Annotated in this window: 21 protein-coding genes; 11 read left to right on the top strand and 10 right to left on the bottom strand. The window is 39.3% G+C overall.

Annotated elements, in window-relative coordinates; genetic code table 11:
* Nucleotides 1-86: 86 nt before the first annotated feature.
* Nucleotides 87-890, bottom strand: coding sequence for an MlaD family protein (locus EHQ58_RS16895; RefSeq protein WP_135625119.1), 804 nt, complete (start codon nucleotides 888-890; stop codon nucleotides 87-89).
* A gap of 64 nt (nucleotides 891-954) precedes the next feature.
* Here EHQ58_RS16895 and EHQ58_RS16890 point away from each other — a divergent pair, with 64 nt between their 5' ends.
* The 4 genes from EHQ58_RS16890 (at nucleotide 955) to EHQ58_RS16875 (ending at nucleotide 3,239) form a co-directional block, all read left to right on the top strand.
* Nucleotides 955-1,935: a zinc-binding dehydrogenase gene (locus tag EHQ58_RS16890; RefSeq protein ID WP_246047415.1), complete on the top strand. Its 981-nt coding sequence runs from the start codon at nucleotides 955-957 to the stop codon at nucleotides 1,933-1,935.
* A 61-nt stretch (nucleotides 1,936-1,996) separates the two neighbouring features.
* Entirely contained in the window at nucleotides 1,997-2,458 is a 462-nt protein-coding gene (locus EHQ58_RS16885) for a hypothetical protein (RefSeq protein ID WP_167883669.1), read from the top strand.
* A complete protein-coding gene (locus EHQ58_RS16880) occupies nucleotides 2,458-2,757 on the top strand; it encodes an LIC13255 family lipoprotein (protein WP_135625113.1) in 300 nt (99 codons plus the stop codon). Before EHQ58_RS16885 ends, EHQ58_RS16880 begins: the two co-directional genes overlap by 1 nt.
* Nucleotides 2,757-3,239 carry a hypothetical protein gene (locus EHQ58_RS16875; RefSeq protein ID WP_135625111.1) on the top strand — a complete coding sequence of 161 codons (483 nt, stop codon included), beginning with the start codon at nucleotides 2,757-2,759 and terminating at the stop codon, nucleotides 3,237-3,239. The genes EHQ58_RS16880 and EHQ58_RS16875 overlap by 1 nt, the downstream gene beginning before the upstream one ends.
* Before the next feature lie 13 nt (nucleotides 3,240-3,252).
* On the opposite strand, the gene EHQ58_RS16870 is transcribed toward EHQ58_RS16875, so the two are convergent.
* Complete coding sequence (locus tag EHQ58_RS16870; RefSeq protein WP_135625109.1) at nucleotides 3,253-4,191, bottom strand: acyl-CoA desaturase; 939 nt, start codon at nucleotides 4,189-4,191, stop codon at nucleotides 3,253-3,255.
* Nucleotides 4,192-4,299: 108 nt separating this feature from the next.
* Between EHQ58_RS16870 and EHQ58_RS16865 the strand changes: the two genes are divergently transcribed.
* From EHQ58_RS16865 to EHQ58_RS16845, 5 genes are all read left to right on the top strand, one after another.
* A complete protein-coding gene (locus tag EHQ58_RS16865; protein ID WP_135625107.1) occupies nucleotides 4,300-5,514 on the top strand; it encodes an aspartate kinase in 1,215 nt (404 codons plus the stop codon).
* A gap of 79 nt (nucleotides 5,515-5,593) precedes the next feature.
* The gene (locus tag EHQ58_RS16860; protein ID WP_135625105.1) at nucleotides 5,594-6,616 is read left to right on the top strand and encodes a putative peptidyl-prolyl cis-trans isomerase; all 1,023 of its coding nucleotides are present in this window, start codon (nucleotides 5,594-5,596) and stop codon (nucleotides 6,614-6,616) included.
* A 1-nt stretch (nucleotide 6,617) separates the two neighbouring features.
* Nucleotides 6,618-8,168 (top strand): spiro-SPASM protein, encoded by a 1,551-nt coding sequence (locus tag EHQ58_RS16855; protein ID WP_135625103.1) that lies wholly within the window; start codon nucleotides 6,618-6,620, stop codon nucleotides 8,166-8,168.
* Nucleotides 8,143-9,714 (top strand): cytidylyltransferase domain-containing protein, encoded by a 1,572-nt coding sequence (locus EHQ58_RS16850; protein ID WP_135625101.1) that lies wholly within the window; start codon nucleotides 8,143-8,145, stop codon nucleotides 9,712-9,714. Before EHQ58_RS16855 ends, EHQ58_RS16850 begins: the two co-directional genes overlap by 26 nt.
* Complete coding sequence (locus tag EHQ58_RS16845) at nucleotides 9,711-10,730, top strand: tetratricopeptide repeat protein (RefSeq protein WP_246047414.1); 1,020 nt, start codon at nucleotides 9,711-9,713, stop codon at nucleotides 10,728-10,730. The genes EHQ58_RS16850 and EHQ58_RS16845 overlap by 4 nt, the downstream gene beginning before the upstream one ends.
* Here EHQ58_RS16845 and EHQ58_RS16840 read toward each other — a convergent pair.
* The 8 genes from EHQ58_RS16840 to purF form a co-directional block, all read right to left on the bottom strand.
* Nucleotides 10,727-11,392 (bottom strand): response regulator transcription factor, encoded by a 666-nt coding sequence (locus tag EHQ58_RS16840; RefSeq protein WP_135625097.1) that lies wholly within the window; start codon nucleotides 11,390-11,392, stop codon nucleotides 10,727-10,729. The genes EHQ58_RS16845 and EHQ58_RS16840 overlap by 4 nt on opposite strands.
* Before the next feature lie 12 nt (nucleotides 11,393-11,404).
* On the bottom strand, nucleotides 11,405-12,802 hold the full coding sequence (locus EHQ58_RS16835; protein WP_135625095.1) for an NAD(P)(+) transhydrogenase (Re/Si-specific) subunit beta: 1,398 nt from the start codon (nucleotides 12,800-12,802) through the stop codon (nucleotides 11,405-11,407).
* Nucleotides 12,803-12,813: 11 nt separating this feature from the next.
* A complete protein-coding gene (locus EHQ58_RS16830) occupies nucleotides 12,814-13,095 on the bottom strand; it encodes an NAD(P) transhydrogenase subunit alpha part 2 (RefSeq protein ID WP_135625093.1) in 282 nt (93 codons plus the stop codon).
* A gap of 110 nt (nucleotides 13,096-13,205) precedes the next feature.
* Nucleotides 13,206-15,128: an AMP-dependent synthetase/ligase gene (locus tag EHQ58_RS16825; protein ID WP_135625091.1), complete on the bottom strand. Its 1,923-nt coding sequence runs from the start codon at nucleotides 15,126-15,128 to the stop codon at nucleotides 13,206-13,208.
* 108 nt (nucleotides 15,129-15,236) lie between these two features.
* A complete protein-coding gene (locus EHQ58_RS16820) occupies nucleotides 15,237-15,926 on the bottom strand; it encodes a hypothetical protein (protein ID WP_135625090.1) in 690 nt (229 codons plus the stop codon).
* A 17-nt stretch (nucleotides 15,927-15,943) separates the two neighbouring features.
* Nucleotides 15,944-16,648 (bottom strand): 7-cyano-7-deazaguanine synthase QueC, encoded by a 705-nt coding sequence (gene queC, locus EHQ58_RS16815; protein WP_135625088.1) that lies wholly within the window; start codon nucleotides 16,646-16,648, stop codon nucleotides 15,944-15,946.
* Nucleotides 16,649-16,654: 6 nt separating this feature from the next.
* A complete protein-coding gene (queD, locus tag EHQ58_RS16810; RefSeq protein WP_135625086.1) occupies nucleotides 16,655-17,029 on the bottom strand; it encodes a 6-carboxytetrahydropterin synthase QueD in 375 nt (124 codons plus the stop codon).
* Nucleotides 17,030-17,031: 2 nt separating this feature from the next.
* Nucleotides 17,032-18,459, bottom strand: coding sequence for an amidophosphoribosyltransferase (gene purF, locus EHQ58_RS16805; RefSeq protein ID WP_135625084.1), 1,428 nt, complete (start codon nucleotides 18,457-18,459; stop codon nucleotides 17,032-17,034).
* Nucleotides 18,460-18,500: 41 nt separating this feature from the next.
* Between purF and EHQ58_RS16800 the strand changes: the two genes are divergently transcribed.
* Nucleotides 18,501-19,718 (top strand): ribonuclease D, encoded by a 1,218-nt coding sequence (locus EHQ58_RS16800; protein WP_135625082.1) that lies wholly within the window; start codon nucleotides 18,501-18,503, stop codon nucleotides 19,716-19,718.
* Nucleotides 19,715-20,344, top strand: coding sequence for an NUDIX hydrolase (locus tag EHQ58_RS16795; RefSeq protein ID WP_135625081.1), 630 nt, complete (start codon nucleotides 19,715-19,717; stop codon nucleotides 20,342-20,344). Before EHQ58_RS16800 ends, EHQ58_RS16795 begins: the two co-directional genes overlap by 4 nt.
* Nucleotides 20,345-20,357 lie beyond the last annotated feature (13 nt).

Raw genomic sequence — 20,357 nt, 5'->3', positions numbered from 1 at the left:
GAATGCGTTAACCTTATTCCTTCCTTGTTAAATGTCGACAGAAAGGAAGTGAGAAAGGATTTATTTTTTTCATCACTTCTATATTATTAATTTTGAGGACCAATCCTTCTACCTGTAAGCGTAGTTCTGCCGTAAAAAGAAAGGGTTACGAAAAATGGAATAGGCATCGTATTCTCAAGGTTACGTGAAGATTCCATGTATCTTCTTCCTTCTATTCCAATCACCTCAGCATCATTTACAGTTGTATACAATTCATCATACATTTCAGTCGATCCGATCAACTTTGGCAAGGTTCCTTCATTGCCGTTCAATTTAGTAGATACTGAACTCAAGTTTTTCGTAATGGATCGGATGTCCTCGCGGTTATCCTCCATAGTTTGTGATGCCGCCTTAAAAAAATCATCAAAGTATCGAGCAGAGGGAAGGTAATCTGGAATGGCGTCACCTTCTCTTGCCGTTGGTGTAAAATAGGGAGTGTGACCATCAGAGCTTCCGGGATTGATGTTGATTACGCGATTCGAAAATAAAGTGATGGTTTGAAAATCGACTCGATAGTTATCCCAAAGAGTCAGAGGTTCCTCAAGTGCAATGACAAGCTCTATCGCATCACCCTCGTTACCATTCAAAAATCTTCGATCTGGTATATCTATGATTGGTCGCGTAGTAATATGGGCAATATATCCCTTAGTAATTCCTAATATCCGAACCTCATTCCCTTCGGAAATGCCATCAATGCGGGAATAAAATAACGAAAGGCGGTATGGAAAATTCTTAGCAGGTTTCTCAGGTCGAATGACAGTCGCAAAAAAGGCAAAAACGAGAATCCCCAAAAATATCAGACCCAGGAGAGGTTCATAATAGTTTCGAGTTCCTTTTCGTTTCGTTTCCACCCTTTACCTTTCGACGATAAAGAAAGGCTTGGCAAGTAGTTTTTAGTTCGAAGAAATGGAAGACATGAAAGCAGTCACCATCTTAAAATACGATGAAATCGCACCAGTCCTGGAACTCCGAGAAAAAGAAATTCCCGTTCCGAAGGACAATGAAGTTTTGATAAAAATCCATGCTTCCCCCATCAATCCTTCCGACCTAATGTTCATTAGGGGACTTTATGGAATCAAAAAAAAAGCACCCGTTTCCGCCGGATTTGAAGCGAGTGGCACCGTAGCTGCTGTCGGTAAAGATATTAAATCCTTAAAACCTAATATGCAAGTATCTTGTGTTGCAGGACATAATGACGGTGCTTGGGCGGAATATATGGTGACTACCGAGGAGAACTGTTTACCACTCATCGAGGGGATCACACTTGACGAGGCTTCGAGTTTTTTCGTCAATCCTATGACTGCTTGGGCTATGGTAACACGTTGTCAAAATGAAAACCATGCTGCCATGATACAAACTGCTTCCGCAAGTGCGCTCGGAAAGATGGTAGTTAGACTCTGTTCCGAAAAGAAGATACCACTTATCAATATAGTCAGAAAAAAGGAACAAGAGGACACATTACGTGAATTAGGTGCAGAATTTATCATCAACTCTGAAAGTCCAAATTTTGCAAAAGAACTTTACAAAACTGCCAAAAAACTAAACGCCACGTATGCGATAGATGCTGTTGCAGGAGAGACAGCACAGACTGTGTTGGAATGTATGCCCTATGCCGGAAAAATCATTTGTTATGGAGCCCTTTCTGAAAAACCGATATCCGTGAATGCTGGAATGATGATCTTTCAAAACAAAAAAGTGGAGGGGTATTGGCTTTCTTCTTGGATCTATTCCTTAGGTATTGAAGAATTCCAAAAACAAGCAAAGGAAGCACAAAAGTATTTGAAAACGATCTTTCAAACTAAGATAAATAAAAAATACCCTCTCGATCAGTATCAAGAAGGTTTAGAGTATTACAAAGCACATATGACCGAAGGAAAGGTTGTTTTTGTTGCCTAATATAAGACTTTTCTCACTTCTACTCTCGATTCTTTTTCTTTTTCATTCTTGTTTTACGGGTGTGAAAAAGAATATAGATAATCTAAAAAATTGTAAATTTGAATTGGTTAATTTATTAGTCCATTCGGAACCAAACAAAGACTTTCTATTAATACCGAAATTCGTTGTGACCCCAGTCATATCCGCTTCAAATCCAAATGAAGAAGATGTGGAAATATATAAATTTAATCTAAAATTATTTCTCGTTACAAATAGTGGACAACAACTGATAGGAACCATTATCAATGAAGAACCTAAGCTGATCCCCAAAAATAGCCAAGTTGAACTGCAGCTTACATTAGATATTGATCAGAAAAAAGGAATCGATTCCAAATTGATCTCTCTTCTTTTACAATTGGTTTCTGCTGCGGCAAAGGGAAGTGAGGCCGAGATCTATATTAACGGGGATGTAGAAATTCGTTCCAGTATCGGATCTATTTCTTTGCCAATATCGGAAACACAAAAGATTAAACTCAAAAGATAATGATCCGCCGAAAAATTTTATATATTGGCATGTCTCTTATTTTTGTTAATTGCATTCAGAATAAAGATGATATTTATTATTCTGCTTCTGAAGCAAATGCAAAGGTATTCCAAGCATATGCCGTTAAAGATATCACCTGCGGCAAATCCCACCTCGTAACAACGATTTTTTTGGGAAGGATTAAGGTATCCGCTTTGGACGGTTGTTTGAAGGCAATCGAACTCGTCCCATGTCCGAATTGGCAAACCAATGATCCAACACCCTCAAGATGTAGATCAATAAACTATATTCTAAAGTAATGATACGTTATCTATTTACCTTATCTCCCACTGAATATCTGGTATTTGGATGTTTGGCGTTTGCTGGTCTCATGCTGTTGACATTCACACTCCTAAAAACGAAAAAGCCTTCTCCCACTCAAAACGCAGATGCAAAAAAGGACGAATCCAAGCAGGAGACAAAATCGAAGAAAAAAGATCCGGCACTTCAGGTAATGGAGATTTTTGATTATAACGGTACTAAAATTTTACATCAAGATGGAACTTACACCGTCAACGATAAGGGTGTAGTAACTAATTATTCAAATTGGAACCTGTTGCCCAAAAATTATCAAAAAATGGTCAAGGAGCTTGACAATCGTTCTCTCGGTGAAAAAGGTCAGGATTATTTTTTAGAAATCTTAAATGGATTTTATTATGTTTCTCTTCCTGGAGGGAAAAAGAAACGATATAATTCTTTGGATGATATCCCATCCCACATCAGAAAACGACTAGGGATGTGACATCTACTCATTGTTACATGGCAGCTACTGCATTCGATGCAGGCGCATTTTGTTTGATTTTCTTTTCTACCACGCTTGCTTTTTTTGTTTGTTTCTTTTCATAATCTCGACGAAGACCTTCTTCCAAGACTTTCACCGGAGGTTTTTTTAAGTCCCATACAATTCCAAATAGAGACAATAGTTTTAGAATATAATAAGACATATCAACTTCATACCAATAAAAACCTTGGTTCACTGAGGAACAATAGTAATGATGATTGTTATGCCATCCCTCACCCATTGTAAGAAGGGCTAAGAAAAAGTTATTTTTACTCGTATCTCTCGAATCATAACGGACACTTCCGTAAACATGCGAAAGCGAATTGATCGTCCAAGTAGCATGACCTAGGAAAAATGTCGCGACTGCATAGCCATAGACTAACCAAGCCCATCCGCCAACGAGGTAGAGACCGATTGCAAGACTGAGCGGAGCAATCCAATGGTTTCGATCCAACCAACGTAATTCTGGGTATTTATAAAAATCGGGAATCAATTTCGTTTCAAAATCATTATACTCATCTCTTAGAAACCAAAACATATGCGAATACCAAAAACCTTTCTTGCTAGGAGAATGGATATCCTTGTCCGTATCTGAGTATTTATGGTGATTCCTATGATGAGCAGCCCACCACAATACACCCTTTTGCATAGACATTGATCCAATGTAAGCGAGAACAAATTGGAATACTCTCGAGGTTTTAAAAGTCGCGTGTGAAAAATACCTGTGGTATGCAGCGGTAATACCAAACATTCTAACAAAGTAAGAAACGACAGCGACCCAGAACAATTCCCATGTAAACGGAACCGTAAAAACAGTCAGAACCGTAGCCTGAATCATAAAAAAGAGAATGAGAAATAAGAAAGGAGCCTTGTGCTTTACGACTGACTCGACCATTGTTTGCGATGTATCCATACCAAAATATCCTATATAAAGATATGAGCGGGGGATTGTAGATCGGTTGCAAAAAAATTCATAGTACTTGATTCCCTCGCCAAGGAGGCAAGGCTGGCATTAGAAACCATGTCTTCAAGAATCGTAGTTCAGAAATATGGTGGTACATCCGTAGGTGATACCACAAAAATTCAGAACGTCGCTAGACGTATCAAACGTTACCATGATGAGGGACACAAAATTGCTGTCGTCGTCTCTGCAATGGGACATACTACCGACGAGCTCGTGAATCTGGCCGAGAAAATCTCGAAAAATCCGCCGAAAAGAGAAATGGACATGCTCCTCTCTACGGGAGAGCAGGTATCGATTGCATTACTGGCAATTGCCTTAAATGAGATGGGAGTTCCTGCTCAGTCGTTTACAGGATCCCAGGTAAAAATACTTACCGACGGTAATTTTTCAAATGCAAAAATTGAAATGATTGATCGCACCCGTATCGATGAAGCCTTTAACAAAGGTAAAGTGGTCATCGTCGCGGGTTTCCAGGGCATTGATAAAGACGATAATATAGTCACCTTAGGTCGAGGTGGTAGTGATACCTCGGCTGTCGCACTTGCCGCGGCACTTGGTGCAGATGAATGCGAGATTTATACAGATGTGGATGGTGTATATACCGCTGATCCGCGTAAAATCGCTACTGCCAAAATGCACAAACAGATAACATACGAAGAAATGTTGGAGCTAGCTAGCCTTGGGGCTGGGGTATTGCATTCTAGAAGTGTTGAACTAGGTATGAATTATAATGTTGTGATTCATGTTAGATCTAGTTTTCACGATAAACCAGGAACTCTAGTGATGAGTGAGGACAAAATTATGGAAAAAATGAAAGTTAGCGGCGTTACAGCTAAGGCGGATCAGGCGAGAGTTACAATTGCAGACGTTAAAGATAAACCAGGAATCGCTGCAGATTTGTTTACACAACTTGCCAACAAGGATGTGATTGTAGATGTTATTGTGCAATCTTCTCCTCGTGATGGTATAAATACCATCTCCTTTACCATCGCGAAAAAAGATATTAATGTCGCCAAACCTATCATTGACGCTTATGCCAGGTCCAATGGAAATGGTTCCTCGGAAATCGATGAGGATATCGCGATAGTGTCTGCTGTGGGTGTGGGTATGAAATCACATGTTGGTGTTGCAGCAAAAATGTTCCAGGCACTAGCAGATCAGAAAATCAATATTGAAATGATCTCTACTTCCGAAATTAAAATCTCCTGCGTGATCAAACAAAACCAATCTGAAGATGCTGTAAAAGCGCTTCACTCGGCATTTATTGGTTAGTGAAACAAAAATTAAATTTGACCTTTTTTTTTAGACAAATATATTTTTTATAACGGGAACAAAAGAGAGGGGTGCTTAAATGAATCGAACTATTTTCAGCAAAACCTTTATTCTCCTATCGATTTTCCTCCTGAGCATTTCACTCTCTGCTTACGAATCCTTAAACCAGGTCATTGCCATCGTCGGAAATCAATCCATCACGCAGTCTTCTTTTGATAAGGGCGCGGAAAAATACAAAGCACTATCAAAATACATCCCTGCTTCCAGGAAAAAAGGTTCTCTACATTCTCAAGTATTAGATTTCCTTATCGATCGAGCCATAGTTGACATCGCTGCCGAAGAAGAATCGATTCAGGTAAATGAAAAAAGAATCGAAGCTGAAGTCCAAAAAAGAATGGAAGGACAAGGAATCACAGATCCAGAACTTTTTAAGAAAACTGTTTCACAACAGTTTGGTCAGCCCTACGAACTCTGGTTAGAGGAAATTCCTTACCAGATCAAAAAAGGTCAATTATTGCAGATTAAAATCACACCCGCCCTTCCTTCTGAGCAAGAGGTGATTTCCTGGTATAACAAGAATAAAGCGAAAGTCGGATTTGAATTTAAATTTCGGGAATTGATATTTTCTCCTGCCAATAATTCGATTGATGAAGAGACAAAAATATTTCAAGAGCTAAATGAAATTCGTTCAAAATCCATGAAGGATCCTTCCTTCTTTAAGCTAGTTGCCTCAGGGCCAAGGAATGAAAGTAGACACAAGGCAAACGGTGGTTTGGTCAACTGGATTCCAACATTTGAACTTTATAAATCACAGCCCACAACGGCATCGGTCCTAGCGCAAGTCCAACAAGGTAAGGTATCGGAAGTATTCCGCGACGAAAGAAAACGGTATTGTCTTGTTTTTGTTGAAGGTGTTAGGCCCACTCCATTAGATGCTGTTAGAAAAGGCATCCAAGGTTTACTTTATCGCGATAAAGAACAGGCAACTTTTGAAGAATGGTTGGTCAACACTCGTAAAACCACCACAATAACGATATTTGATCCAATTTATCTAAAAGAACATAACATTGTAAATCCCGAAGAAAAGTATAACCAGGATTAACATGTCAAGAACAAACTACACACCTGCACTCGCTGCAGTTTATTTAGATGAACCTGCTTTACAATATCTTTCTACCAATTTACATATTGAACTCTGGAATAGATTTTTTTTGAAAATACATTCCCTCTTCAAAGACTTACCTATTCACATTCACATTTCTGAATCGATCAAAACGAGTATTTTAAATCTTATCCCGAATGATGCCAATATTGTTTATCACTCAGGGCCAATAACAGAAGAAGGTTTCCTAAAAGAAATTGCGATTTTACTTCCACCATCAAAATTCAATGACCCAGATTGGGACGAAGTATGTTTTCTATACTTCAAAGGCATTTCTCCCTTAGTTGATGTTGGGTTGATGGAAAAATCTTGGGATAGGCATAAAAAATTCTTCAGCCAATATTCCTATAGCGAGAATCTTCCAGAAGGTATCGTACCTTATATATTAACCCGAGAATTTTTAGCTACTTTACCAGATAAACTGCCTAATGATGTTCATTCATTTTTTCTGAAAAATATAAATCAATACGATGTAGATATTTTTTATATTCCACCTGATCTGCGACAATATCGCTTTGATTTTAGATTGAATGATCGAAGAAATTCATTACTCATTGAAAATTTACTAGATAAAAAACCCAACATAACATATGACCAAATTCTTCCTTCCATTCAAGAATTTCCGAGTATCTATCGACTAGCACCTACCTACATTGAATGGGAGATATACAAAGGTTGCGAGCTTGAGTGCGTTTTTTGTCCCAGAAATTTTATCGATACTTCAAATGAACCAACTGCCTACACCCATGAAAATATAAAGTTAACTCTAGATAAGCTAGATTCAGAAATACAGACCCCTTATACAGTTTGCCTTGGGGGCAATGGCGAACCTTTGCTCCATCCAAATTTGAACGAAATCATTCAAACGATACTGATATCAAAGAATGTAAAAGAACTCATTTTGGAAACGGCCTTGTATAAAAATGTAGATTCATTTGCTCGCACATTGGAAAATCTAGATGTTAGTTTAAAAAGTAAACTAACTGTGATTGTAAATCTAACAACACTGAAATCGGACACATACCGAAAATTATACGGTAAAGATTTATATAATACAATTCTTTCGGAAATTGATCGTTTAAAAACAATTCTTCCGAATTCCTCCCTCTATGTACAAATGATTAAGATGGTTGAAGTCGGTGATGAGGTCGAAGCATTCTTCACGTATTTCGAAAAGAAAGAAATTAATGTTATTTTGCAAAAGTATAATCGTTTTGCAGGAAAACTTCCTGAAAAACGCGTCAGTGATCTAACACCCATTCACCGAGAATTTTGCTGGCATCTGAACCGAGATCTAGTGATTGATGCATTAGGCAATGTATCAATTTGCAGGCAAAACCAAACTGAAATTCTTGGAAATATTTTGACAGAAAATTTTTCCGACATTTGGAAAAAGGGCCAAGTTTATTTCGCATATTCTCTTTTAGGTGAACATTCAAAAATTCCAGCACCATGTCTAAATTGTGATGAATGGTATACATTTAACGCCTAGGCCATTTGGCTTCATTCAAGCAAGGTTTGGTTCCACACGCTTACCAGGAAAGATCCTTAAATGTATTCCTGAAAACGGAAGAGATACACTTTTAGATCATATCCATAACCGGCTAAGAAAAATTTTACCCAAAGATTTTATCGTATTTTTGATTCCGGAGAATGATCTTAAACTAGCAGAATTTCTAAAACAAAGAGGTTATTTATATTTTCTCGGATCCGAAGTCGATGTTCGTGATAGATATATTAAAGCCGCTGAAAAATTTGGTGCGGAGCATATCATTCGACTAACAGGAGATAACCCTTTTATTGACCTAACGGCAATCGAATTGCTCTGGGAAGCAATGTTTCACGTAAATTCAGCTAACTATTGTCTCTCGATGCAAGGATTGCCTCTGGGCATGGGAGTCGAATGTTTTTCCTATTCGGCGTTAAGGCAAAACATCGACAAATATAAAGAACCAAGACATACTGAACATGTAAGTCTGCATATAAAAGAGAATCTTACAGAAAATGCCATTTATAGACTATCTCCTCCTCATTTGAATGACAAAGAACAAGCTTGTTCCTCACAAATTCGCATGACCATAGATACACCTTTGGATTTAAAAATGATGAAAGATGTATGGGAAGAATTAGGAGGAAACAATTCCCTTTTTGGCGCAAAGGACGTGATACAATTGTTTTTAAGTAAACCAGAAATCTTCTCTACCAATCAATCCGTGGAACAGATTCGATTCGATTTGCCAAATGAGACAAATCAGAAAAAGAAGATTTCAATGACCTACGGTGAGCCAGCAATTTATGGATCTGGCCACTTCGAACGATGTAAATCACTTTCCATCGAACTTCAAATGGCAGGCTTTGATACATTTTGTAATCCTTCTGGAGAGAAAGGCTTTGATGGTTTTATCGTTGATGCAAGAGAAAGAGAACCAAATGGATTTCCAGCCCTTCTCATCGATAGCCTTCTTCCTCCAAAAGAGGAAACGATCCATATCAACCTTTTGCCTCACCCAGAGGGAAGTGAAAGGGAGCCGAAGGATCTTTCGTTTTACTGTTCGCCGATGATTGAACTTTTTAAAGATCAATCCACAATCCCAGGGCAATGGATGATCTATGCTGGTTCTTTGAACTCTGAAATTTGTACTCTGCTTGATCAATTCCTATTAAAGACCGCCTCAGTGAAATGGGATGTAAAACATTGGATTCGAGTCGGAGGAACCATTCCAAAATCCAACCTGATCCAGTATTTCCCCAGACTCACAAAATATGAATATTTGGAACTGCTTTCCCGCTCAGAGGGTTTCCTCTCCTATTTTGGACAAAGTATTATGGAATCCCTTTACTTAAAAAAGAATACTGTCCTCTTTGGTATGACTGAAATTCATAAAAAACTGGGAGAGTATTTTGCTAACCTGGCAAACCTGACATACATCGGCGAACCCGACCACCTCTACATAGATGGAAAATCGCCTTCTCTTTCCAGTATAAAGCTAAATCGTAATGGACATTTAAAAATAATCAAATGGGCAGAAACACTTTGAACCAGAAAATATCACTATCACTTCTTTTTATTACTTTTTCACTCACTTCTATTTTAGGTGAAGGCAATGAACCGACTAATTTATCTCAAACAGATATCATTCAGTTAAAAATTGAATTAGAAAAAACAGGAAGAAACATCATCAATGCGCTCCGATATGGAAAATTTTCCTTAGCTGACTCGGAATGGAAGAAAATTCAAAGTGATAATTACAAAAATGAGGCAGAGTACCATTACCTAAACGGTGCCATACTTTACACACGCTTAGAATGGCCAGAAGCAAAAGAAAATCTTTTACGTGCACTGTCCCTTGAACCAAACCATGAGGCAGCAAGTTATTTGTTGGGAATGATCTATGCTCAAGAAGATAATTGGGCAGCAGCAAAGACGACTTGGCTTGAAACCAATAAAATTTCTCCTTATAATCCATTTTATCATTACAATCTTGGAGTCGCTTATTTTATATTAGGTGATTTGAATCGTGCAATTTCCTCCCTTTCATTGTCGCTTGAATATAAACCAAACTATTCCGAAGCAAAAACTATTTTAGCAAAGACTTATATGGAAACGGGAGAGTTTCTGAATGCACGTAGAGAAATTGAATCCATATTAGAATCTGATCCCAAAAATCAACTCGCATCCAATTTGTATGGTAGAGTGATCTATGAGATCGAAAAAGACCCCAAAAAAGCACTTTCGAAACTTAAAAACGAACGAATCTTAGGTTGGAGAGAAAAGAAAGTTTATGCAAGATGCTATTATGAAGTAAGAAGATGGAGGGAATCAGAATCTTTATTTCGCACCATCGCATTTTCTCCCTTTGCCGATGAGTATGATCAAAGTTTTTATTTGAATCTCTTATTGAATTTAGGTTTGGAAGAAAAAGCCAATGACTTCTTTCATTTCAGCCAGAAAAAAAGTCGAAATGACTCTTCCATTGCAGAGGCATATAGAAATCTCTTGTCGAGTCGAGAAGGAAAAACGCTTCTCTATCATTATTTTAAAATGAGATATTAAATAGAGTCTGGTTTCGGTTGCGTATATTTCCATTCCACGGCAACACGAATTAATTTTTCATTTTCAGTGATGCTAAGTTTGGTTTTGATGCGAGAACGTAAAGTTTCGATAGTGGAAGCCGCTAACCCCATGTTTGCTGCAATTTCTTTTACAGGCTTTCCTTCACCAATCATTAGAAAGACCTCTAGTTCCCGATTTGATAATCGATCAATGGGATCCTTTTCTTCCTTCTGAGAATTTTTATAAAGATGTCCGAGTAACCTTGTTGCTTGGGAGGAACTTACAAAATAATCTCCTCTAAGAACTGTTTGGATGGCTTCCACGATTTGAGTTGTCGTATCTTCTTTGAAAACATAGCCCATCGCACCTAATTTAAACGCACGATCCACAAAGGTATCATCCGTCAGCATGCTAATCATCACGACTGCTAAGTCAGGAAAAGCAGTCCGTAATTTTTTCAAAAGTTGAAGTCCGCTTTGGTTCTGCTTCAATTGTATATCAACAAGAACCAAACTCGGCTGCAGGCTCTCAATTTCAGAAAATGCTTTTTCAATAGTATCGGAACTTCCAATACATTCTAAGTCTTCTGACTTTGAGATGAGATTTGATAGAGCATCCACTACGAGTGGATGATCATCAACAATGTAAACCTGCTTTTTCATAGTAATTACCAATTAAGATTCTTTAAGTGCGCTGATCATTTCTTGAGTTGCCTTTTTACCATCACCAAACAACATCAAACAGTTGTCAGCTATATACAATGGATTAGGTACTCCCGCGAAACCAGGGCTAAGTGATCTTTTAATCACAACCACTGTCTTTGCTAGACCGACGTCAAGAATCGGCATGCCCGCAATGGGAGATTTCGGATCAGTCTTCGCTAATGGATTCGTAACGTCATTGGCACCGTTTACGATTACTACGTCAACATTTTCAAACATTCCATTGACTTCGTCCATTTCTTTTAGACGATCGTACGGAATATCTGCTTCCGCTAACAATACATTCATGTGTCCAGGCATTCTACCTGCAACAGGATGGATCGCAAATGTAACATCGATTCCTTTGTTCGTTAATAACTGGTAAAGATCTCGGACAGCGTGCTGCGCTTGAGCTACTGCCATTCCATATCCTGGCACAATCACTACAGTTCTTGCAATATCTAGTAACATTGCCACTTCTTCTGCGCTTGTAGATTTCACTTTCCCAGAATAGAAATCTCCATCATGTTTGGTTTCTTCAGCGAAAGCACCAAAACCGCCAAATAGTACATTCGTCAAACTACGATTCATTGCCTTACACATAATTTGCGTAAGAATGATCCCTGAAGCGCCCACAAGTGAACCGGCAATAATTAGAACATTATTATTTAGCACAAAACCGGTAGCAGATGCAGCAATCCCAGAATAAGAGTTGAGAAGGGAGATTACGACTGGCATATCCGCCCCACCAATGGGAACGACAAGAAGGATTCCCAGAACTAAACTCACGGCACTTAAAATCCAGTAGATCGATTCCTCTGACGGATTTATAACATTAAAAATACCTAGGCCGATGCAAATAAGACCCACGATGATTTTTACAATCTGATCTCCCGAGTATCTGACTGCTTTCTCTGTGATGAATCCTTGTAACTTTCCAAATGCGATAAAACTTCCGGAAAAAGTGACGCCCCCTACTAGGGCTGAGAAAACGATGGAAATGATTTCCTGATAGTTCACAGCATATTGGTATTTTGGAATCGAGAGCTGAAGAGCAGATCCTGCTACAAGCACAGAAGCAATCCCTCCAAATCCATTCAGTACGGCAACGAGTTGCGGCATGGCTGTCATTTGGATCTTGATTGCCAAGATCACTCCAAAAACCGAACCAATCAGGATCCCAATGGCGATCCATTCGTAGCTCAAAATATTTTGATCTAAAAGGGTCACCAGAACAGCAATGAGCATACCGATCGCACCAAGGATATTTCCACGAACAGCTGTCTTCGGAGTTCCTAGTTGTTTTAGGCCAACGATAAAGAGAATCGATGCCACGAGATAGGATAGATTTGAAAAATGAGTTAAATTCATTTGTTTGTTACTTAGTCCTTCTTCTTAAACATTCCGAGCATTCGGTGGGTAACCAAAAAACCACCCACAACGTTGATGGTCGCAAAAATCACAGAGAGAAGACCTAATATTTTAGTGATATTATTGTTTTCGATCCCCGCTGCATAGAGAGCTCCAATGAGTGTAATGCCAGAAATGGCGTTGGAACCCGACATAAGAGGGGTGTGAAGGATGGGAGGGATTTTTGTGATGATTTCAAATCCCACAAAAATCGCTAGAACGAAAATCGTGACGGCAATTACAAATATTTCCATAGGCTTGAAGTAGTTATGCAGAATTTGAGGTATTTGGAAAACAATTTTTCGTGGCTCTCAACCGTTCTCAAAGGAACGATTGGGCCACCTTAAATGCACTTTCCTTAAGATTAGGAATAAATTTTCTTAATTTGATCCTTATACTTATCTGTAATGATGTGTCGTTTCAATTTCATGAGATTGGTCAATTCGTCCCCCACTTCAAATGGTTTGGAAACTAAGAAAAACGGACTCACTTGTTCAAATGATTTGAAACCATGTTTGGCACTGTTGAGGTCCTTAATTTCCTTTTTATAAAAATCAACTACTTTTGTGTTGGAAATGAGTGCTGACTCATCCGTTTCCGTTACCCCATTGGCGAGAGCCCATTCCTTTAATTTTGGAAATTCAGGAATGACGATCGCACCTAAGTTTTTTTGATCTTGTCCGATGACCATGATCTGACTGATATAAGGTGATTCCAAAAGTTTATTCTCGATGGGGACAGGTTCAACATTTTCACCGCCAAGCAAGACGACCGTATCTTTTGCACGTCCTGTCAAAGTTAGCGTATCTTTATAGTTGATCATACCCAAGTCTCCAGTATCCATCCAACCATCTTTCAATGCCTTGTCTGTCGCTTCTGGATTTTTATAGTATCCTTTCATCACTTGAGGACCACGCACGTAAACGATCCCTCGGGCGCAACGTTTCCCTTCGATCTTACCATCCATTTTAACATGCGTCAGTACATCACCGTTAAAATCTCTGATTTGGACTTCTGATTTTGGAGCAACCTTACCAACAGAACCCATCACAAGTTTTTTAAAGGTTCGAACAGAGATCACAGGCGAAGTCTCTGTCATGCCATATCCTTCTAGCACGCGTATCCCGATGTCGTTGAAGAATGCATCTACGTGACTTGGTAGTGCGCCTCCACCAGAGCAAGTGGCTCTCAATTTTCCACCAGTAGCTAGGCGAATCTTAGATAGGACAACTGCATCCAAAAGGAGATAAGGAAGGAATGTTAAAATGGCCACAACCAGTGATTTCAAACCCAGAAAGAAGGAGATGATTGGATTTCTTCCTACTAAATCAATTTCATTTCCCTTTAGAAAGCGAATGGCAGCATGGTAATGTTTGGAAAAGAAATATGCTGTATTGAAGAGAGCTCGTCTAATAGCAGGCGTTTGTTTAGGATCTTTAACACGATTGTAGATCCCTAAGTAAATACTTTCCCATAATCTTGGAGCGGAGCCCATAAAAGTGGGTTTTGCTTTCCCGAAGTCATCGCGCATATCACGAACATTCGTAAAATACGTAGCACTTCCGGAAAATATGGCAACATACATAAAAGCGCGTTCAAAAATATGCCAAACGGGAAGGATGGAAAGAAATCTATCCTTAGAGTTACTTTGCAGCAATGGTGTTACATCATCAATCTGGTGCATCAAATTGGAATGCATCAGCATCACACCTTTTGGCTTTCCAGTAGTTCCTGAAGTATAAATCAAGGTGAGTAGATCATCGGGCTTAATGTCTGCGATTCTCGCTTCTGCTTTCTTTGAACCTGCGCCACGTAACTGTTTCCCTCTTTCTATCAACTCATATAGATTTAAAACGCCTTTCTCCCCTTTTGCTTTTGGGTCCATCATGATAACGGTTTTAACAGATGTTTTCGATTTAATACGATTAAATTTTTCTAAAACCTTATCGTTTTCAACAAACAAAACTTTGGCTTCTGAGTGTTCTAGAATATACTCAAGTTCTGGTTCCGTAACGTCTGTTCCACGAGGAACATCCGCAGAACCCGTAAATAAAGTCGCTGCATCAGCGATCACCCACTCAAGTCTATGGTCTGCGATCATACCGATTTTTTCTCGAGCATTCACCCCTAAATCAATAAGTGCTTCAGCCAGGTTTAGTCCTGATTCATAAAGTTCTTTAAAATTTGTGGGAATGTATTTCTTCTTGTCGTCTTTCGAAAAGAAAGCAGGGAGGGTTCCATATTTTTCAGATGATTCTTTGTATACTTCTGCTACGTTTTTTGCCATTTCTATTTTTAATCCTGAGGTAATTAATTCTTGATTCGGTTAAGTCTAGTAAGGAAAACATTGATTCGTCATAGATTCAACTATTTATCTAGTTAACTATGTTCAAATTTATCGAGATTTCAAAAAATCGGCAATGTCGCGAGCATTTTCTTCTAAACTTCCCCGAACTTTGTTTTCGCGAAGTTTTCTTGTGAAATCTGGCAGATTTTCCTCATATTTTTCATTAGAATAAGACGTAAACTCCTTGGACGCAAGGGTAGAGCCATCTGGCAATTTTATGGTGAGATCGATTGTTGTGATCATAAAATAGGATTTTAACAAATATACGATGATGATTTCTTCGAGGACTTCCCAAACAAACACCGCCAAACCTAAATCTGGTTTGCCTGTGGCTTCTCCTATAATGATTCCAAAAACCAATCCGACCGAAAGTCCTTGTAAAAAAACCTTCGCTCTAACCTCGCCCATATCTACGATGCTGGGTTCTAAAATCAAATCTGCCTTTTCCTCGGAAACAAGGGACATCCCCTCCGAAAGCAAAATGCGTCGCAACCGAACATCAAACCACTGCGCATGCCTCTGTGCGATCTTTCGGATCCATTCTTGTCGTAGTTCACTCGGTACTTCCAGAGACGAAATGGACCTCAAAAAAAGAATATCAATTTCGACCTCAGTCGGTCTGACATAAACCTTTAGTTTCGAAGTTCGAGATTGAACGTAATGGTGAAAATCGCGATGGCATTGATTCGCAAATGCGAATGCAAAAAATAATAAGATGACATGAACTTTGAATCTCAAATTTTGATGGAGTTTCGTTACAAATTTGCTGGGTCCCTCAAGCCGGCTTCCTTAAATCCTTTTGCGCGAAGGAGGCAGGAATCACACTTGCCACAAGGCTTTCCTTTTTGTGGATCGTAACAGGAATGAGTGAGATGCAAAGGGGCACCAACTTTTTGACCTAGCAAAATAATTTCTTTTTTATTTAACTCTAACAACGGTGTGATGATCTTGACACGTCCTTTTCCACCAATTCCGGCTTTCGTTCCGAGGTTTGCCATTTTTTGGTATGCCTCAATAAATTCTGGGCGGCAATCTGGATAGCCCGAGTAATCCAGAGCATTGACACCGATATAGATCGAATCAAAATTATGACCCTCTGCCAATGAAAGAGCGAAAGATAAAAACAAGATGTTCCTTCCGGGTACATAGGTATTTGGAATCTCCGAATGATCACCTAATGATTCAAATGCGGCATTTTTCCTAACCTTAATTTTTTTTTCCGTAAGAGAGCTCCCGAGAAAAAAATTTGGATCTAATTTTTGGATGAGGTGTTTGACTCCTAATTCCTTAGTGATCTTACGGCTCTTAGAAATTTCAATCTTGTGTTTTTGTGAATAATTGAATGAAAGCGCGAGTATTGGTAGATTTTTTTTCTTAGGGTAACCGTAATCTCTAGCAGCTAAATAAAGACAAGTAGTTGAATCAAGACCACCTGATAAGAGTACGACGGCGCCAGGCATTTTTAATTACGTTTTTGGCCCGCGATAAACACAAGAGCTTGTGCATGTTTCGTAAAGAGTAATTTTATCCAATAAAGGCAGCTTGGGTTTCAATTGATTCCACAACCAAACAGCCAAATTTTCACTTGTCGGGTTTTCAAGACCTTTGACTTCGTTTAAAACAAAATGATCAAGGTGTTCTTCTAATATAGGTTTTACGATTCTTTTGAGTTCGCTAAAATCCATCAGCCAACCAGTATGTGGATCAATTTGGCCCTTGAGGTAGACCGCGAACCGGAAGCTGTGTCCATGCATACGCTTGCATTTGTGACCTTCAGGAACATTTGGTAAAAAATGTGCCGCCTCAAAACCAAATGTTTTTGAAAGTTCGATCTCTTCCATCTCTACTCTTCTGTAGAATATTCAGTAAATAATGATTTCTGGTTTCCGGCGTGATCTTGGAACTCAACGGGATAATTTGCAGTGAAACATGCATCACAAAATCCTCCACCTTTGTGCCCCTCGACTGCTTTATGCATATTATCGAGTGCCAAATAGGATAGAGTATCCACCCGAAGATACTTGCGAATTTCTTCAATCGAATGAGTGGCAGCGATTAATTCCTTATGCGTTGGAATATCTATGCCATAATAACAAGGTGAAACCGTCGGTGGAGCAGAAACTCGAAAATGAATCTCTGTCGCGCCAGCGGCTCTGATCATTTTTATAATCTTCCGACTTGTTGTCCCTCGCATCACAGAGTCATCAATGACAACCACACGTTTGCCATTCACAACTTCTTTAACAACGTTGTATTTGATTTTGGCACCGAAGTCTCGGATTTTTTGGTCGGGTTCGATAAAGGTCCTTCCAACGTAATGGGAGCGAATGAGTCCACTTTGGTAAGGAATTCCAGATTCTTCTGAGTAACCCAAGGCGGCGATGTTTGCAGAATCAGGAACGGGTATGACCACATCAGCTTCCACAGGTAAAACACGTGCTAGCTGGCGACCCAAGGCCTTTCTTACCTTATAAACAGATTCTTCAAAAATATAAGAGTCAGGTCTGGCAAAATAAATGTATTCGAAAATACAAAGGCTAGGTTTCGCCTTGGGAAATGGGTAAAGTGAGCGAACTCCTGAATGGTCAATGACGATCATTTCTCCTGGAGCAACATCTCTGACATATTCCGTTTCTGTAATATCAAATGCGCAAGTCTCGGAAGCAAAAACAATCGAACCATCCGATCTCTTTCCCATGACCAAAGGACGGAATCCATTTGGATCTCTCACAGCGATCAGATACCGCGGTGTAAGGACGAGAAGCGAATAGGCTCCCCTTACCTGCGAAAGAGACTCACAGAGCGCTTCTAATAGATCGGTTTTATGGCTTTTTGCCATCAAATGTACTATGACTTCAGAATCTATCGTAGTTTGGAAAATGGAGCCGTCTCTTTCGAGTCGATTTCTGATATCCCAAGAATTGACAAGGTTTCCATTATGGGCCAAAGCAATGGGTCCAAGATGGGATTCGACACGGATAGGCTGGGCATTTCTTAAAAAGCTAGCGCCTGTTGTAGAATAACGGTTATGTCCGATGGCAGAGTCGCCGATCAACTCTCTGATCTTAGGTTGTGTGAAAATATTTGCAACCAGTCCCATATTCGCATAGCGATATAGATGCTCACCGTCTGTGGAAACGATGCCACTAGACTCTTGGCCTCGGTGTTGCATGGAGTATAGACCTAGATACGTAAAGTTGGCGGCCTCTTTACTGTTGTAGATGCCAAATATGGCACACTCTTCTTTTGGTTTGTCAGATTGAAGAATCATTGGTAGAATGACAATTGCAGTATTTCTAAAATCACGATTAGATGCAAATCAATTCCAACTATATTCTCGTAGATACGCCAAAAGCATTAGAGCTCGCTCTAATCAACCTCAGGCAATCCAAAATACTGTCGATTGACACAGAATCGTCTGGGTATTACACATATTACCCTCGGGTTTGCCTCATTCAGATCAATTCGAATGGAAAAAACTACCTTGTTGACCCGCTTAAAATTTCCGATCTGAAGGGTCTGGGCCCTCTTTTTGAAGACGAGAAGATCCTAAAGATCTTCCACTCCGCTCAAGACGATATCCGAGCCCTCAAAAGAGATTTTTCGTTTCGATTTAAGAATGTTGCAGATACCATGATCAGTTCTCGACTTCTTTCTATGGAACAGAGCTCGCTTTCCTTTGTCGTAGAATTTTATCACAAAGTAGCACTTTCCAAAGTAGAACAAAAATCCAATTGGGAAATCAGGCCACTTCAAAAACAACAACTACGTTATGCGGCGCTGGATACTGCTTACCTGGAAGCAATCTGGCTTAAAATGGAAGAGGAGCTTCGCAAAAGAAATTTATACGACGAGGCGAAGTCTGAATTCGAATTCACTGCTTCTGAAGACTATGTTGCAAAAGAAGGCGAAGGTTTCTCTCTTGCTAAATTTCCAGACATCGTAAATTTTACACCACTTGAACGCAGAAAAATCTTAGAACTTCTAAGATATCGTGATGAGAAAGCAAAACGAATCAATAAAGCTAGTTTTCGAGTTTTTGGGAATGATAAATTGTCGCAAGCTGTCAAAGAACAACCTAACGAAGAAAAATGCATCGAATGGTTCGGCAAAAAAGACGGTGGTGAAATCTATAAACTTCTCATTAGCGAATATAATGATCCGATCGAAACGTCAGAACTCTCCAAAAGACACGGCGAAGATTTAAACGAGGACGAGGACAAACGCTTCCAAAATGCCAAAAAATGGCGGCTTCGCATTATGCGTATTCGACGTATGGAACATTCCCTATTACCTTCGAACAAACAATTGATTACCATTTTAAAAGCGAATCCACAAACCCAAGAAGAACTTCGTGCATTAAACGTATTCTCCCCTTGGAAAGTTGAAAATTATGGACCGTCTCTTCTTGCCGCCTTGCAAGGACTGAATTATGATTCCATGGTGAATCGACTCTCGCCTGTTCGGTCTAAGGAAGCATTTCTCGCCAAGAGAAGAAAGACCCAAAACCACTCTTCGAAAGAAGAATGAACTTAGATCTAAAAAGCGTTCAAGGTAAACTTTCGCAATCCTGGCACTCGATGCCAGATACCACCAAAAAAATCTCCTCTGTCATCATACCTATCTTTGAATTGGATGATCTTGGCCAAGGACTGATACTCACACAAAGAGCAAAACATCTAAACTCCCACCCAGGTCAAATTTCCTTTCCGGGTGGAGTGTTAGATCCAGAAGACAAAGATTTATTACAGTGCGCACTTCGGGAATGGGAAGAAGAAATGGGAGTCTCGAGAGAACAACTCACTGTTTTAGGCAAACATGAAGGTATGCAAACGAGAACAGGATTCCACATCACTCCATTTCTTGGTAAATATATTGGGGATTTTCAATTTTCACACAACGAAGATGAGGTGGAAAAGATTATCATTTTACCATTTTCTAAACTTCTGAAAGCCCCTTTTTATTCGCTACAATTTACTTCTAGAAATGGTGACGACCATTCTTTCTATTTTGATTTAGAGGACGGTCTTCTTTGGGGTGCCACTTGTGAAATGATCATCCGTCTATTAAATGATTATGCCTCATTTGATCGAAAGCCCATTCAAGTGCAGCCAAATCTCAATTCTCCACCTTTTTTTGATCCTAAACTCATCTAAGGTAAATTCATCT

It is taken from the genome of Leptospira ognonensis (assembly GCF_004770745.1).
Taxonomy (GTDB): Bacteria; Spirochaetota; Leptospiria; order Leptospirales; family Leptospiraceae; genus Leptospira_A; species Leptospira_A ognonensis.
This window is presented reverse-complemented; position numbering and strand designations above follow the sequence as displayed.